The following is a 15,473-nucleotide window of genomic DNA, read 5'->3' as shown; positions in this document are numbered from 1 at the left end:
GAAAGCGTGTCATACCGCCAGATAGGCGTCACGCACCTCCGGGTTCGCGTCGAGCTCCTTCAACGTCCCCTCGAACTGCACCCGGCCGCGCTCGATGATGTAGGCGCGGTCGGAGATGAGCCGGGCGAAGTGCAGGTTCTGCTCGGAGATGATGATGGTCAGGCCCTGGCGCTTCATCTCGATGAGGGCGTGCGCCATCTGCTCGACGATCTTGGGCGCGAGGCCTTCCGACGGTTCGTCCAGCAGCACCAGCGACGGGTTGCCCATGAGCGTGCGGGCGATGGTCAACATCTGCTGCTCGCCGCCCGACATGTGCCCGCCCGCGCGCCGGCGCATGCTGGCGAGGTTCGGGAACAGCTCGTAGATCATCTCGGGCGTCCAGGTGGGGGCGCCCTCGCGCGGCGGCTGGCGGCCGACCTCCAGGTTTTCCTCGACGGTCAGGTCGGTGAAGATGCGCCGGTCCTCGGGCACGTATCCGAGGCCGAGGCGGACCACATCGTGGGTCTTCATGGCGCCGACCGCGTGGCCGTCGAACACGATGTCGCCGCGCCGCGCCGGCACCAGGCCGACCAGGCTCGCGAAGGTGGTCGACTTGCCGGCGCCGTTGCGGCCGAGCAGGGCCACCACCTCGCCGCGCGCCACCCGCATGTGGACGTCGAACAGGATGTGGGCGCGGCCGTACCAGGCGTTCAGGCCGTGGACTTCCAGCTTCATGCACTCGCCTCCATGGCCGGTTCGGCGCCGTAGAGAGCGCCCGAGCCCAGATAGATGGACTGGACGTCGCTGTTGTTGCGGACCTCCTGCGGGCTGCCCTGGGCGATCAGCTCGCCGCGGTTCAGCACCATGACGCGGTCGGCGTGGGTGAAGACCACGTCCATGTCGTGTTCCGTGAACAGCACGCTGACGCCGCGGGCGCGCACGATGTCGGCGGTCAGCTGCATGAGCTGCACCCGCTCGCGCGGCGCCATGCCCGCCGTCGGCTCGTCCATCAGCAGCACGCGCGGCTGGTTGGCGAGGGCGATGGCGAGTTCCAGGCGTTTGAGGTCGCCATAGGCCAGCGTGCCGCAGGCGCGGCCGGCCTGGTCCGCCATGCCCACCAGTTCCAGCAGCTCCCACGCCTCGTCGCGGTAGAGGTCGCCGGCAAAGGGGATCATGGCCCGCAGCCGGCGGTGGTGGGAGAGGAGCGCCATCTGCACGTTCTCGATCACCGTCATGGAGCCGAAGGTGGCGGTGATCTGGAAGGTGCGCCCGACGCCCATGCGCCACACCTCGCGCGGGCGCTTGCCGACGATTTCCTGCCCGAACAGCTTGATGGAGCCGCTGTCGGGCTTCAGCTGGCCGTTCAGCATGTTGAAGCAGGTGCTCTTGCCCGCCCCGTTGGGGCCGATCAGCGCCAGCAGCTCGCTTTCCGCGACGGTGAAGGTGATGCCCTTGGCGGCCTCGACGCCGCCGAAGGACTTGCGCAGGTCTTGCACGACCAGGGCGGTCATGGGATCGCCTCCTCCTCGGTCTCGGAACGACGGAACAGCGGCGATACGCGGCGCTGCCAGAACCCGGCGATGCCCTCGGGGAAGGCGATCACCAGCACGACGATGAGGGCGCCGAGCACCAGCTTCCAGAAGTCGATCTGGCTGGTCATCCAGATGGACAGCGCCTTGTAGGCCGCCGCACCGACGATGGGTCCGCCCACCGTCTGCAGGCCGCCGAGCAGCACCATGACGAGGCCGTCGACCGATGTCGGGATGCCCACGACGTCGGGGAACACGCTGCCCTTCAGGTAGGCATAGAGCGTGCCCGCGATGCCGGCGAAGGTGCCGGCCAGGGTGAAGGCGAGCCACTGGATGCGCTGGCGGTCGATGCCGATGCTCTCGGCCCGCATCACGCTGTCGCGGCAGCCGCGCACGGCGTAGCCGAAGGGCGAGAAGACGATGCGGCGGATGGCGTAGATGCAGGCCGCGCACAGCGCCAGGGTGACGTAGTAGAACACCATGGGGTCGGACGCCCAGCGGCTCGGCCAGATGCCGAGGATGCCGTTGTCGCCGCCCGTCACGTCGTACCACTGGAACATGATCGACCAGACGATCTGCGCGAAGGCGAGCGTCAGCATGGCGAGGTAAACCCCCGACAGCCGCACGCAGAACCAGCCGAACAGGATCGCTCCGGCGACGGCCAGCACCGGCCCGGCGACCAGCGCCGCCTCCATGGGCGCGCCCAGGTACTTCACCAGCAGCCCCGCCCCGTAGGCGCCGAGCCCGAAGTAGGCGGCGTGGCCGAAGGACACCATGCCGCCGACGCCCATCATCAGGTGCAGGCTGGCGGCGAACAGGGCGAAGATCAGCAGTTCGGTGCCGACCGACATCAGGTAGTTGCCGGCGAACAGCGGCACCAGGGCGAGGCCGAGCAGCACCGCCACCATGGCGTTGCGGCCGCGGGTGCCGAACCGGCGGAACGGTTCGATGGCGGTTCCGATGGCCGGGCGGGAGTCGCTTTCCGCCTTGCCGAGCAGGCCGTGCGGGCGCACCACCAGCACCACCGCCATCACCAGGAACACCAGCACCAGGCTGATCTTCGGGAAGAGCAGGATGCCGAAGGCGTTCAGCTCGGAAATGATGACGGCGGCGAGGAAGGCGCCGAAGACGTTGCCGAGCCCACCGATGACGACGACCACGAAGACCTCGACGATGATCTGCAGGTCCATCATGTGGTGGACCGCCTCACGCGGGATCTGCACCGCACCGCCGAGGGCGGCGAGGAAGATGCCGAGGGCGAAGACCGAGGTGAACAGCCACGACTGGTTGACGCCGAGCGCCGAAACCATGGTGCGGTCCTGCGTCGCGGCACGCACCAGCACGCCCCAGCGGGTCTTCTTGAACAGCAGCCACAGGCCGCCGAGCACGACGGGGCCGAGGGCGATGAGCACGAAATCGTAGGCCGGGAACAATTGCCCGAACACCGGCACCGCCCCCTCCAGCCCCGGTGCGCGCGGGCCGAGCAGTTCCATGGGGCCCCAGATCATCACCACCAGATCCTCGACCATCAGGGTCAGGCCGAAGGTGGCGAGCAACTGGAACAGTTCCGGCGCGTCGTAGATGCGGCGCAGCAGCGTCATTTCGATCAGCGCGCCCAGCGCGGCGACGATGAGCGCCGCCAGCAGCAGCGCCGTCCAGAACCCGACGACGCCCGTCAGGTGCTGCGTCAGCGTGTAGGCGATGTAGGCGCCGAGCATGTAGAACGCCCCGTGGGCGAAGTTCACGATGCGCGTCACGCCGAAGATGATGGACAGGCCGCTCGCCACCAGGAACAGCGACGAGGCACTGGCCAGTCCGTTGAGAAACTGCACGAAGAGAAAGTCCACGTCCTGCACTCCGTCGCCGAGGGGGGCGGTCTGGGAGGAACGAGGGCCGTCGCGGCGGCCGGAGGCGGGCCCGAGGGGGCGCGCCGCACTCCGGCCGCCGGATCAACCGGCGGAACGGGAAACGCCGTCAGTTGGTCGCCCGCAGCAGCCGCACTTCGTCGGGCGGCGGCAGGTAGTCGGCACCGTCGCGATACTCGAAGTCGACCATCGTGCCCTTGCCGTCGACGACGGCGGTGCGGCCGACGAAGGCGCCCAGGGTCGACTGGTGATCGACCGCGCGGTAGGTGATCGGGCCGAGCGGCGTCGCGACGGCGATGCCCTTGGCCGCCTCGATCAGCGCCGGGGTTTCGGTGGACCCGGCCTTCTTGAGAATCTCGCCGACGGACATCATGGTCGCATAGCCGACGATGGAGCCGAGGCGCGGATAGTCGTTGAACTTGGCCTGGTAGGCGTCGAGGAAGGCCTTGTGTTCGGGGGTGTCGATCTTGTCCCACGGGTAGCCGGTGACGATCCAGCCTTCGGGCGTTTCGGCGCCCAGCGGGTCGATGTATTCCGGCTCGCCGGTCAGCAGGCTCACCACTTCGCGCCCTTCGAACAGGCCACGGGTGGTGCCCTCACGCACCAGCTTGATGAGATCGGGGCCGAAGGTGACGTTGAAGATGGCCTCCGGCTCCGAGCGCGCCAGCGCCTGGACCACCGAGCCGGCGTCGATCTTGCCCTGCGGCGGCCACTGTTCTTCCACCCACTGGATGTCCGGACGGCGGGCGGTCAGCGCCTCCTTGAAGGCGGCGACGGCCGAGGTGCCGTATTCGTAGTTGGGCGCCACCGTCGCCCAGCGCTTGGCCGGCAGCTTGGCGGCCTCGTCGGCCAGCATGTTGGCCTGCATGTAGACGGACGGGCGCAGGCGGAAGGTGTAGTCGTTGCCCTTCTGCCAGACGATGGCGTCGGTCAGCGGCTCGGCGGCGACGAAGAAGACCTGCCGCTGCTTGGCGTAGTCCGCCACGGCGAGGCCGATGTGGGAGAAGAACGTGCCCATGAGCAGGTCGACGCCTTCGCGCGACACCAGCTCGTTGGCGGCGGTGACGGCGTCGCCGGGCTTGCCGGCGTCGTCCTTGGAGATGACCTCGATCTTGGCGCCGTTGACGCCGCCGGCGGCGTTGATCTGCTCCAGCGCCAGCTCCCAGCCCTTCTTGTAGGGCTCGGTGAAGGCGGGCAGCGCCGTGTAGCTGTTGATTTCGCCGACCTTGATGGTGTCGGCCGCCTGGGCCGGACCGGCCGCGACGGCGACCGCCGCCGTGACCGCGGCCAATGTGCTCCTCACGTACCCTGACACTCGAACCATGTGAGCCTCCTGTTCTCCCTGTGGGGGTCGGGCCGGTGATTTATGGTTGGATTGGAGCCTGACCCGAAAAGCCTCTGAAAATCAACGCAAGCCGTCTTCTCCCTTGACCTCGGCGGTGGTCAGTCCGCCGACCCGCGGCAGCGGTCGACCGCTGTCGGTGACGGCGACGGCCACCAGGATTTCGTCGGCGCGCGGCGCGTCGTTGATCTGCACTTCCATGCCGTCGAAGTGGCTGCGCACGTAGGCCGCGTCCTTGTGCCCGAGCGGGATGTCGAGCACCTGCCCCGGCCCGCCGCGCTTCTTCGACGACGGCACCAGCGCCGCCCCCTTCTCCACCGCCTGGCGCAGCGGCGCGCCCAGCTTGGGGTGGAGGATGGCGGCGGCGTGTTCCAGTTCGCCGTTCTCGCCGACCATGGCGGCCTTGCCGTAGCTCTCGATGGCCGAGGGCGCGACGCCGAGTGCCTCCACCGCCCGCCGGCCGAGCAGCCCGCCCAGCTCGGCGCCGATGTCCATCAGCTCCGTCAGGTCCTCGACGTAGCGGCCGGCGAAGGGGTTGGCGATGACGGCGACGGCGGCGGCGCGGCGGGTGGGCGGGCTGATCTCGCGGCCCATCTCGCGGTGGATCTCGTCGACGACGACCATCAGCTTGCGGATCTCGGCGCTCATCGCAGTCCGTCCTCCCCCTTGATCTCGGAAGCCTTGAGGCCGCCGACGCGGGCGTGGATGCGCGGCCCGGTGGTCATGACCAGCACGACCGCCATCTCGTCGGCGCGCGGGGAGTCGGGGATGCCGACCTCCATGGCGTCGAAATGGCTGCGGACGTAGGAGGCGTCCACATGCGTCACCGGCACGTCGAGGCGCGTACCCGGGCCGCCGACCTTCTTGGTGGAGGGCACGATGGCCTTGGCGCCGCCCAGCGCCTCGCGCATGGCGTAGCCGCCGGGCACGTGCCACAGGGCGCCGTGCTCCAGCTCGCCGGCGGCCCCCACGATGGCGCCCTTGCCGTAGCCCTGCACCGCCTTCGGGTCGCCGCCGAGCACCTGGAGCAGGCGCTGCGCCATGGCGAGGCCGAGCGGCTTCAGGTCTTCCATGAACCCCTCGATGTCGGCCTCGTAGCGGCCGGCGAAGGGGTTGGCGATGACGCTGACGACGGCGGCGCGGCGGAGCGGTTCGGCGGCGCGCGGGCCGCCTTCGTGGAAGATCTCCTCGACGACCACTTGCTGCTTGCGCAGCACGACCTCAGGCATGGATGCGGTCCTCCCTCTGTTGTGTCCCGACGAAGCGCGGCGGCGGCGCCATGATGAGGTTCGGCCCGCCGACCACCCGCACCTGCCCGCCCAGCACCAGAACGGCGGCGGCGATCAGGCCGCGCTCGCGCATGTGCTCGGCGGCATGGCGGCCGGCGTGCAGGGCCTCCGCCACTTCCACCGGGTCGAGCGGCCCGACGGCGGTGGTGACCAACCGGTCGCCCAAGTCGCTGTCGGGCTGCAGGCTGCGGGCGGGGGTGCGCGTCACCGCCGGATGGTCCGGCAGGTCGACGGCGTTGGCGAGCAAGGTCGCGGCGGCGTCCGCCTCGGCGGCCGTGCGGGCCAGCACGGTGACGGAGTCGGCGATGCCGAGCGACAGGCTGCGGCCGAGCCGCCCGCTGGTCGCCACCCCGCGCACCGGCATGTCGGGGCGCACGGTGAGCGCCCCGGGGCTCTTCGGCGCCGCCGGGTCCACCACCACGCCGAGCCGCCAGGGCACGGCGCCCGGCGTCAAGTGCAGGGCGATGTCGCCGCCGTTGTTGACGTAGGCCCGGGTGAGCGCCCGGCCGGCGGTCAGTGCCGCCAGCACCTCGTCCGCCACGGCGCCGGCGACGGCCGCCATGGGGGTGACGAAGATCGGCACGTGCGGCCGCGTCGCGCCCCACATACGGCGGGCGACGGGGCCGGCGAGCGGGCACGGCGCCACGCCCACCGGTGTACGGAGGACCGGCAGTTCGGCCACCAGCTCGGTCAGCACCGTCTCGAACCGCGCCGCCGCCTGGGCGTGGGCCGCGCGCACCTCGGGCGCCGGGCCGTCGGCGCCGACGATGAGGTCGATGGGGCCGTGCTGCAGGTGCAGGCGGCGGCCATCGGGCAACAGGCGGTGGGTGGCGGTCTGCATGGCGGCGGCTCCGGCTACCAGCGGAAGTTGGTGCGGTTCATGGGCCAGGGATTGGTGGTGCTGGCCAGCAGGTTGCGCTTGCGGGCGACGTCGCGCACGCGCTCCAGCGGCACCACCGAGTCCATGTGTCCGCCGAGGGTGCGGTAATCGTCGAGCCGCATGGTGAACTCGATGGGCGCCACGATGGCCGGCGTCGGCACGTAGCCGAAGGAGTTTTCCGGCATGCGCGTCACGTCCACCATGAAGGTGATGCCGCCGCCCGGCCAGACGTAGACGGGTGCACCGCCGCTCGACACGTAGGTCAGGGTGTCCTTCACCGACTTGGTGAGCTTCACCGGGTTCTCGGTGACGCCCGCCCGCAGCGACCCGCCGGCGCCGCCGATGAAGACGACCGAGCACAGGGCCGGCTCGCAGTTTTCCTGGATGCGCTCGACGGTCAGGCGCAGGGGTTCGGGCATCTCGGCCGGTACCGGCTTCAGCGCCTCGTCGAGCACGTAGTAGGCGGCGTGGTCGCCGGTGGTGGAGACCATGAGCAGCGTCAGGCCCGGCCGCGCCTCCTTGGCGTTGAAATCGCCGAGGATGGTGAGCGGGTCGGAAATGTCGGTGCCGCCCCAGCCGGTGCCGGGCTCGGCCACCTGGAAGTAGCGACCGGGGGTGGAGCGGCGGCCCTTGATGCTGATGCCCGTCGGCTCGACGCCCAGCACCTTGCCGGCCTGGTGTTCCGACAGCACGCCGGTGATGTGGTCGTCCACCACCACCACGTCGTCCACGTGGCCGAACCACTGGCGGGCGAACATGCCGATGGTGGCCGAGCCGCAGCCGACGCGCATGCGGTTTTCCTGCTCGCCGTCGACGATGGGCGGCTTGCCCGCCTGCACCACGATGGTGGCGCCGTCGTCGATGGTCAGTTCCACCGCCTGCCGGTTGCACAGGTCCAGGATGGCCTGGCAGGTCATGCGGCCTTCCTTCTTGCTGCCGCCCGTCAGGTGGTTGACGCCGCCGACGGACATCATCTGCGAGCCGTATTCGCCCGTGGTGACGTGGCCGACCGGCTCGCCCTTGAAGCGCACCAGGGCGCGCTCCGGGCCGATGTGGCGGTCGGTGTCGATCTTCAGCTTGGCGCCGCAGTAGCTGAAGATGCCTTCCGTCACCACCGTCACCATGTCGACGCCGTCGGCCTCGCTGGAGACGATGAAGGGCGCCGGCTTGTAGTCCGGATAGGTGGTGCCGGCGCCGACGGCGGTGACGAAGCGCTCGCCGGGGTTCACCAGATCGCCGTCCCAGTCGGTGCCGGTCGCCATGAAGGGCACCACCTGTTCGCCCTTCTCCAGCGTGCCTTCCAGCACCACCAGCGGGTCGAGGCGGGTCAGCTCGCCGCCGACGTTGGCATAGCGGTCGCAGGCGCCCGACTTGCCGTCGGCGATGTAGCACATGACCGGACAGGCATCGCAGCGGATCTTGCCGGAGGCGTCGGTGACCGGCTTGTCGGGCAGGGTGGTGGCGGACATGGCGTTACCCCTTCTCACGCAGCGCGCGGCGCAGCCTGTCGGGGGTCACCGGCAGGTCGCGCACCAGCACGCCGGTGGCGTCGCGGATGGCGTTGAGGATGGCGGGCGCGGTCGGGATCAGCACCTGCTCGCCGATGCCTTTGGCGCCGAACGGACCGTGGCTGTCGGCTTCCTCGATCAGGATGGTGCGGACCTCGGGCACGTCGCCGGCCGTCGGGATCAGGTAGTCGTGCAGGTTCTCGGTGCGGCCGGGGATGAATTCCTCCATCAGCGCGAGGCCGAGGCCCTGCGCCGAGCCGCCTTCCACCTGCCCCTCGATGAGGGTCGGGTTGACGGCGCGGCCGACATCGTGGGCGCAGACCAGGCGCTTTACGGTGACGCGGCCGAGTTCGGTGTCGATTTCCACCTCCGCCAGATGGGCGCCCCAGCCGAAGGCGGCGTAGGGCTCGCCCTGGCCGTTCTCGTCGAGCGGCGCGGTCGGCGGGTCGAAGCTTTCCTCCGCCGCCAGCACGTAGCCGCGGGCGTCGGGTTCCAGGGTGCGCAGGTCGAGCACCCGGTCACCCGCCCGCAGACACGGACCGTCGAGCACCAGCGGAGTATCCGGCGCGGCGTTGAGGCGCAGCAGGATCTGGTCGCGCAGCGCCTTGCCCGACAGGTAGGCGGCCTTGCCCGACACGAAGGTCTGGCGCGAGGCCGAGGTCTTGCCGGCGTCGGGCGTCAGGTCGGTATCCGCACCCAACAGGCTCATCTGCGACACCGGCAGGCCGAGGGCGTCGGCGCAGATCTGGGCGATCACGGTGTTGGAGCCCTGGCCGATGTCCACCGCCCCCTGGTGCAGCACGAGCCGCCCCTCGGCGGTCAGGCCGACGCGGATGGTGGACGGGTTGGGCAGCGAGGTATTGCCGCAGCCGTACCACATGCCGGCCACCCCGACGCCGCGCAGGATGCGCCCGTCGGAGGCGGCATTGAAGGCGGCGGCGGCGGCGCGCGCCTCCCGCCACGGCTCCCGCAGGGCCTCGAAGCACTGCTTGATGCCGACGCCTTGCGCAAACACCTGGCCGGTGACCGTCGGCAGCCCGTTGTCGAGCGCATTGCGCAGGCGGAACTCCAGGCGGTCGAGGCCCACCTTGTCGGCCAGTTCGTCGAACAGCGTCTCCTGCGCCACCGCCGACTGCGGCACGCCGAAGCCGCGGAAGGCGCCGGCCGGGGCGGTGTGGGTGTGGACGGCGAGCGACCGCGCCTCGTAGTTGGGATGGCGGTAGGGGCCGCTGGCGTGAACCGGCACCCGGTTGGCGACCGTCGGCCCCCAGGAGGCATAGGCGCCGGTGTTGAACACGCCCTCGAACTCCATGGCGACCAGCTTGCCCTCGGCATCGGCGCCGATGCGGGCGGTGACGGCCGACGGGTGGCGCTTGGTGGTGGTCGCCATGCTTTCGGTGCGGCTGTAGACCATGCGCGCCGGGCGGCCGGTCTTCCACGCCGCCAGTGCGATGTAGGGCTGCAAGGACAGGTCGAGCTTGCTGCCGAAACCGCCGCCGACGGCGGTCGGCAGGATGCGCACCGCTTCGGGGTCGAGGCCGAGGATGGCCGCCATGTCATCGCGGTCCATGTAGGGCGCCTGGGTGCAGGCGGCGATCTCGATGCGGTCGCCCGACCGCCGCGCCCAGCCTGCTTCCGGCTCGATATAAGCGTGTTCGATGAAGCCGGTGGAATAGCTCCCCTCCACCACGGCATGAGCCTGCGGCAGGGCCGCCTGCGGGTCGCCGTGGCGGACCAGGCCCCGCACCAGCACGTTGCCGGCCCGTGCGGTATGGACCTGCGGCGCATCCTCCGCCAGCGCCTCGGGCGGGGTGAGGACGGCCGGCAGGGCCTCCCACTCCACCGGGAAGGCGCCGAGGTCGAGGTGGCGCAGCACCGCTTCCTCGCCCACCACGGCGGCCACCGCCTCGCCCTTGAAGCGGCATTCGTCGGTGGCGAAGACGGGTTGGTCGGCCAGCGGCGGGATGACGCCGAACAGGTTGCGGCCGGGAATGTCGGCGGCCGTCAGCACCGTCTCGACGCCGGGATGGGCGCGCACGAAGGCGTCGATGTCGCCGAACCGGAAGCGGGCGCGGTGGTGCGGGCTGCGGATCACCCGCACGAGCAGACTGTCGGCCGGCCAGGCATCGGCGCCGAATACGTCGGTGCCGAGCACCTTGGGCAGGCCGTCGAGCCGGTCCAGCCGGCTGCCGACCGCCCCGCCCGCTTCCGCCGTCACCGCCTCGGGCAGCGGGTCGTTGGCGTGCATGACGGCCTGGATGATCTTGGAATAGCCCGTACAGCGACAGAGAACACCGCCGAGGGCGTCCTTCACCTGTTGCTCCGACGGGTGCGGACAGGCCCGCAGCAGCGCCACCGCCGCCATGAGCATGCCGGGGGTACAGATGCCGCACTGGGCGGCACCGAAGCGCAGGAAGGCCTGTTGCAGGCGGTGCGGCGTGCCGTCGGCGGCGAGGCCTTCCACCGTCTCGACGCGCGAGCCCTCCAGCCGGCCGGCCTGGACCATGCAGGCGCAGACCGGTTCGTCGTCCATGAGCACCGTGCAGGCGCCGCAGTCGCCGGCGTCGCAGCCGACCTTGGTGCCGGTCAGGCCCATCTGCTCGCGCAGCACCTGGGTCAGGCGGCGCATGGGCTCCACGGCGATGGTGACGGCGCGGCCGTTCAGGGTGAAGGAGACGGGCACGGATGCCGTCAGGTCCACCGGGCGGACGTCGGCGGGGCGGAGGTCGAGGGTCATCGCAGGGCCTCCTCGCAGCGGGTCAGGGCGCGGCGCACCAGGGTCAGGGCGGCTTCGCGGCGGTAGGCGGCGCTGGCGCGCACGTCGTCGATGGGGCTGAGGACGGCGGCGTCGCCGTCTTCCACCAGCGCGGCCAGCCCTTCCGGCGCTCGACCGGCGAGGCGTGCCTCCAGGTCCGGCAGCCGGCGGGCGACGGGGGAACAGGAGCCGACGGCGACGCCGGCGCGGGCGATGCTCCCGCCGCTCAGGCGCAGGACCACGGAGACCATGGCGATGGAGATGACCAGATAATGCCGCGCGCCGAGCTTGAGGAAGTCGGACACGCCGGCCTCGCCGCCGTCGGGCACGATGACCGCCGTCACCAGTTCACCCGGCGCCAGCGTGGTGCGGCGCACGCCGGTGACGAAGTCGCCGAGCGGCTGCACGCGCAGGCCCGCCGGGCCGCTGACCTCCACGGCGGCGTCGAGCGCCATCAGGGCGGCGGTGCCGTCGGCGGCGGGCGAGGCGTTGCAGACGTTGCCGGCGACCGTGCCGGCGTTCTGGATCTGCACCGAGCCGACCTCGCGCGCCGCCAGCTTCAGGCCATCGAACCACGCCGGCAGGTCGGCGCGCAGCACGTCGGTCCAGGTGGTCAGGGCGCCGATGCGCCACGCGTCGCCGTCGCGCCGGATGCCGCGCAGGTCACGCAGGCCCGAGATGTCGAGAATGTCGTCGCGCATGGGCCCCTCGCCCAGCGCCGGATAGACGTCGGTGCCGCCGGCGATGATGCGCCAGGGACCGTCACTGAGGCACTCGAGCGCCTGGTCGACGCTGTGAACGCGCAAGTATTTCGGCATTCCGTGGTCCCCGTGTCGTCGTCACGTGGGAAGAAGGGGGGCCGCCCGCTGGAAGGGAGCGGGAGACGGGCGGCCCCCGGGCGCGGCGTCCGGCGGTCGCGTCAGCTCACCAGTTCCGCCAGCCGTTCGGCCGGCGGGGTGTTGCGCGACCGGCCGGTGCGCACCAGCCCGTCGATGATGGTCATGCTGATGCCGGGCAGGTCGCCCAGTTGCACGCTTTCCAGCAGGTTCCGGCCCGCCGTGTGCTGGGCGCGGTCCATGATGACGAAGTCGGCGGCACGGCCGACCTCGATCAGGCCGCAGTCCAGGTCGCGCATGCGGGCGGTGTTGCCGGTGGCGAAGCAGAAAGCCACCTCCGCCGGCACGTCGCCCAGGCTCGACAGCATGCTCACCATGCGCAGGATGCCGAGCGGCTGGACGCCCGAGCCCGCCGGGCTGTCGGTGCCGAGGATGACGCGCTCCGGCGCGCCCAGCTCGAAGGCCGTGCGCATGGCGAAGAGCGCCATCTTCTCGTTGCCGTTGTGAACGATCTCGATGCCGCGGTGGCAGCTTTCGCACAGGCAGCGGATCTGGTTCTGCGGCAGGGCGGTGTGGCCGCCGTTGATGTGGCCGATGATGTCGGCGTCGGCTTCCAGCACCACGTCGGCGTCGATGAGGCCGGAGCCGGGAATGGACGGGCCGCCGGTATGGATGGTGGACTGGATGCCATATTTGCGCGCCCAGGCGACCATCTGGCGGGCTTCCTCGCCGGCCTTGACGCTGCCGAGGCCGACCTCGCCGAGCAGCTTGACGCCGGCCTCGGCCATGTCCTTGAAGTCTTCCTCGGTCATGCCCTGTTCGATGACCGGCGCCCCGGCGTGGACCTTCACGCCGCCCGGCCGGGCGTTGAGGAAGGAGCGCTGGGCGAAGATCGCCATGGCCTTGACGCCGACGATGTCCTTGGGCCGCCCGGGAACGTGGACCTCGCCGGCCGAGACCATGGTGGTGACGCCGCCGTTGAGGAAGCTGTCGATCCAGCCGAACTGGTTCTGCCGCGGCGTCCAGTCGCCGAGCACCGGGTGGACGTGACTGTCGATGAGGCCGGGCGCGACGGTGGTGCCCTTGGCGTCGACCACGCGGTCGGCCGCCCCGGTGTCGCAGTCGGCTTCCCGCCCGACCTGGGCGATCTTGCCGTCGACGCAGACGATGCAGTCGGCGTCGAGAATGGGAGCCTTCAGGTCGCCCGACAGCAACAGACCGATGTTGCGGACGACCAGTTTTCCGGCGGTACTCGGCTGCGCGATGGCTGCCATGCTTCGCCTCCTGTTCATGCGGTTTCCGGTTCGTCCGTCCGTCGGGGACCCCTGCGGCGGCGCCGGAAACTCGTTTGCATGCTTACGTTATGAGGCAAGTGTTCCAGAACCGGCGGGCCGGCGCAAGCCCCTTTCTCGCCACAGTCCGCGCAAGATCATTTCTTGCAAAGTCCGTGGGTAATTGACCGGTCGGTCAGGACTACTTTGCCCCGTTGACGCCCTTCATTTCGTTTGCATACACTCAATCAGGAGAGCGCCGCCGCCCAACCGCGGGCGGAGCGGCGCCGCACCGCCAACCGTGCGGAGGACCGTTCCATGACAGCCCCCACCCTCCCCGCTTCCGGGCAGAAGCTCGCCGGCCGCCGCTCTGCCGCCGGCCGTGTCTCGCTGACGCCGGAAGTGGATTTCGTGCGTATCCGTTTCGCCGGCGACTCGGGCGACGGCATCCAGCTGACCGGCACCCGCATGGCGGCCTCGTCGGCGCAGTTCGGCAACGACTTCGCCACCTTCCCCGACTACCCGGCGGAGATCCGTGCGCCCGTCGGCACCACCTACGGCGTCTCGGCCTATTCCATCAACATCGGCCAGACGGAAATCCTGACGGCCGGCGACACGCCCGACGTTCTGGTGGCGCTCAACCCCGCGGCGCTGAAGGTGAACGTGGCGGACGTGCGCGAAGGCGGCCTCGTCATCGTCGACAGCGGCGCCTTCGCCGAGCGCGACCTGAAGAAGGCCGGCTACGACGCCAACCCGCTGGAAGACGGCAGCCTCGCCCGCGTGCGCGTGCTGCCGCTCGACGTCTCGGCCCTCACGCTCGGTGCGGTGAAGGACTTCGGCCTCGGCCAGAAGGACGGCCTGCGCTGCAAGAACATGTGGACGCTCGGCCTCGTGCTGTGGATGTTCGGCCGCGACACCGCGGCGGTGGAAGCCTGGCTCGCCCGCAAGTTCAAGGATACGGTGCGCGACTCCAACGTCGCCGCCCTGAAGGCCGGCCATGCCTACGGCGAGACCATGGAACTGAGCGGCGACGTGCGCCGCTTCGACATTCCCGCCGCCCAGGTCGCCCCCGGCACCTACCGCACCGTCACCGGCGCCGAGACCCTGTCGTGGGGCTTGTGGGCGGGGGCGCGGCTGGCGGGGCTGCCGCTGTTCCTCGGCTCCTACCCCATCACGCCCGCCTCCTCCATGCTGCACACCCTGGCGCGCATGAAGGACCGCGGCGTCACCACCTTCCAGGCGGAAGACGAGATCGCCGCCATCTGCGCCGCCATCGGTGCCTCCTACGGCGGGTCGCTCGGCGTCACCACCAGTTCCGGCCCCGGAGTCGCGCTGAAGACGGAGGCCATCGGCCTCGCCATCGCGACCGAACTGCCGCTGGTCATCGTCGACGTGCAGCGCGGCGGCCCCTCCACCGGCCTGCCCACCAAGACGGAGCAGGCGGACCTGCTGCAGGCGGTGTATGGCCGCAACGGCGACGCCCAGATCCCGGTGATCGCCGCCGCCACGCCGTCGGACTGCTTCCACTGCGCCATCGAGGCGGTGAAGCTGGCGGTGCGCCACATGACGCCGGTCATGCTGCTGTCGGACGGCTACATCGCCAATGCCGCCGAGCCCTGGCGCCTGCCCGACGCCGACTCCATGACGCCCTTCCCCACCACCTTCCGCACCGAGCCGGAAGGCTTCCACCCCTTCCTGCGCGATGCCGAGACCCTGGCGCGGCCCTGGGTGAAGCCGGGTACGCCCGGCCTCGCCCACCGCATCGGCGGCATCGAGAAGGATTACGACAGCGGCAACATCTCCTACGCACCGGCCAACCACCAGCGCATGACCGACGCCCGCATGGGCAAGCTGGCGGCCGTCGCCCGCGACCTGCCGCCGCAGGAGGTCGACCAGGGCGAGCGCACCGGCAAGGTCGCCGTGGTCGGCTGGGGCTCCACCTACGGCGCCATCCGAGTCGCCGTCAGCCGCGCCCGCGCCGCCGGCAAGGCGGTGTCGCACATCCACCTGCGTCATGTGTGGCCGCTGCCACCCGACCTGGGCGAGCTGCTCGACGGGTTTGAGCACGTGGTGGTGCCGGAGCTGAACACCGGACAGCTCGCCACCCTGCTGCGCTCGGAGCTGCTGCGCGACGTGCGCTCGCACACCAAGGTGCAGGGCCAGCCCTTCAAGGTGGCGGAAATCGCCGCCCTTCTCGCCTCCCTGACGGAGTGACCGCC

The 15,473-nt window shown here is 70.7% G+C and carries 12 protein-coding genes; 1 reads left to right on the top strand and 11 read right to left on the bottom strand.

The window, feature by feature from the left end; genetic code table 11:
• Positions 1 to 9: 9 nt before the first annotated feature.
• From CRP50_RS08565 to CRP50_RS08515, 11 genes are all read right to left on the bottom strand, one after another.
• Positions 10 to 714: an ABC transporter ATP-binding protein gene (locus CRP50_RS08565; RefSeq protein ID WP_097278615.1), complete on the bottom strand. Its 705-nt coding sequence runs from the start codon at positions 712 to 714 to the stop codon at positions 10 to 12.
• A complete protein-coding gene (locus CRP50_RS08560) occupies positions 711 to 1,490 on the bottom strand; it encodes an ABC transporter ATP-binding protein (protein WP_097278614.1) in 780 nt (259 codons plus the stop codon). Before CRP50_RS08560 ends, CRP50_RS08565 begins: the two co-directional genes overlap by 4 nt.
• Positions 1,487 to 3,355: an ABC transporter permease gene (locus tag CRP50_RS08555; protein WP_097278612.1), complete on the bottom strand. Its 1,869-nt coding sequence runs from the start codon at positions 3,353 to 3,355 to the stop codon at positions 1,487 to 1,489. The genes CRP50_RS08560 and CRP50_RS08555 overlap by 4 nt, the downstream gene beginning before the upstream one ends.
• 127 nt (positions 3,356 to 3,482) lie before the next feature.
• Entirely contained in the window at positions 3,483 to 4,664 is a 1,182-nt protein-coding gene (locus CRP50_RS08550; RefSeq protein WP_416045206.1) for an ABC transporter substrate-binding protein, read from the bottom strand.
• A 114-nt stretch (positions 4,665 to 4,778) separates the two neighbouring features.
• The gene (locus tag CRP50_RS08545) at positions 4,779 to 5,363 is read right to left on the bottom strand and encodes an amino acid synthesis family protein (RefSeq protein ID WP_097278610.1); all 585 of its coding nucleotides are present in this window, start codon (positions 5,361 to 5,363) and stop codon (positions 4,779 to 4,781) included.
• Positions 5,360 to 5,944: an amino acid synthesis family protein gene (locus CRP50_RS08540; RefSeq protein WP_097278609.1), complete on the bottom strand. Its 585-nt coding sequence runs from the start codon at positions 5,942 to 5,944 to the stop codon at positions 5,360 to 5,362. The genes CRP50_RS08545 and CRP50_RS08540 overlap by 4 nt, the downstream gene beginning before the upstream one ends.
• A complete protein-coding gene (locus CRP50_RS08535) occupies positions 5,937 to 6,845 on the bottom strand; it encodes a UPF0280 family protein (RefSeq protein WP_097278608.1) in 909 nt (302 codons plus the stop codon). The genes CRP50_RS08540 and CRP50_RS08535 overlap by 8 nt, the downstream gene beginning before the upstream one ends.
• Positions 6,846 to 6,859: 14 nt before the next feature.
• Complete coding sequence (locus tag CRP50_RS08530; RefSeq protein WP_097278607.1) at positions 6,860 to 8,353, bottom strand: 6-hydroxynicotinate reductase; 1,494 nt, start codon at positions 8,351 to 8,353, stop codon at positions 6,860 to 6,862.
• A 4-nt stretch (positions 8,354 to 8,357) separates the two neighbouring features.
• Positions 8,358 to 11,129: a molybdopterin-dependent oxidoreductase gene (locus CRP50_RS08525; RefSeq protein ID WP_097278605.1), complete on the bottom strand. Its 2,772-nt coding sequence runs from the start codon at positions 11,127 to 11,129 to the stop codon at positions 8,358 to 8,360.
• On the bottom strand, positions 11,126 to 11,965 hold the full coding sequence (locus CRP50_RS08520; RefSeq protein ID WP_097278604.1) for an FAD binding domain-containing protein: 840 nt from the start codon (positions 11,963 to 11,965) through the stop codon (positions 11,126 to 11,128). The genes CRP50_RS08525 and CRP50_RS08520 overlap by 4 nt, the downstream gene beginning before the upstream one ends.
• A gap of 101 nt (positions 11,966 to 12,066) precedes the next feature.
• Entirely contained in the window at positions 12,067 to 13,257 is a 1,191-nt protein-coding gene (locus CRP50_RS08515) for an amidohydrolase family protein (protein WP_097278603.1), read from the bottom strand.
• Positions 13,258 to 13,572: 315 nt separating this feature from the next.
• Here CRP50_RS08515 and CRP50_RS08510 point away from each other — a divergent pair, with 315 nt between their 5' ends.
• On the top strand, positions 13,573 to 15,468 hold the full coding sequence (locus tag CRP50_RS08510) for a 2-oxoacid:acceptor oxidoreductase subunit alpha (protein ID WP_097278602.1): 1,896 nt from the start codon (positions 13,573 to 13,575) through the stop codon (positions 15,466 to 15,468).
• Positions 15,469 to 15,473: the final 5 nt, after the last annotated feature.

The sequence above is a fragment of the Caenispirillum bisanense genome, assembly GCF_900230255.1.
Lineage (GTDB): Bacteria > Pseudomonadota > Alphaproteobacteria > Rhodospirillales > Rhodospirillaceae > Caenispirillum > Caenispirillum bisanense_A.
Note: the sequence above shows the minus strand (reverse complement) of the source record. Positions and strands in the feature narration are given on the sequence as shown.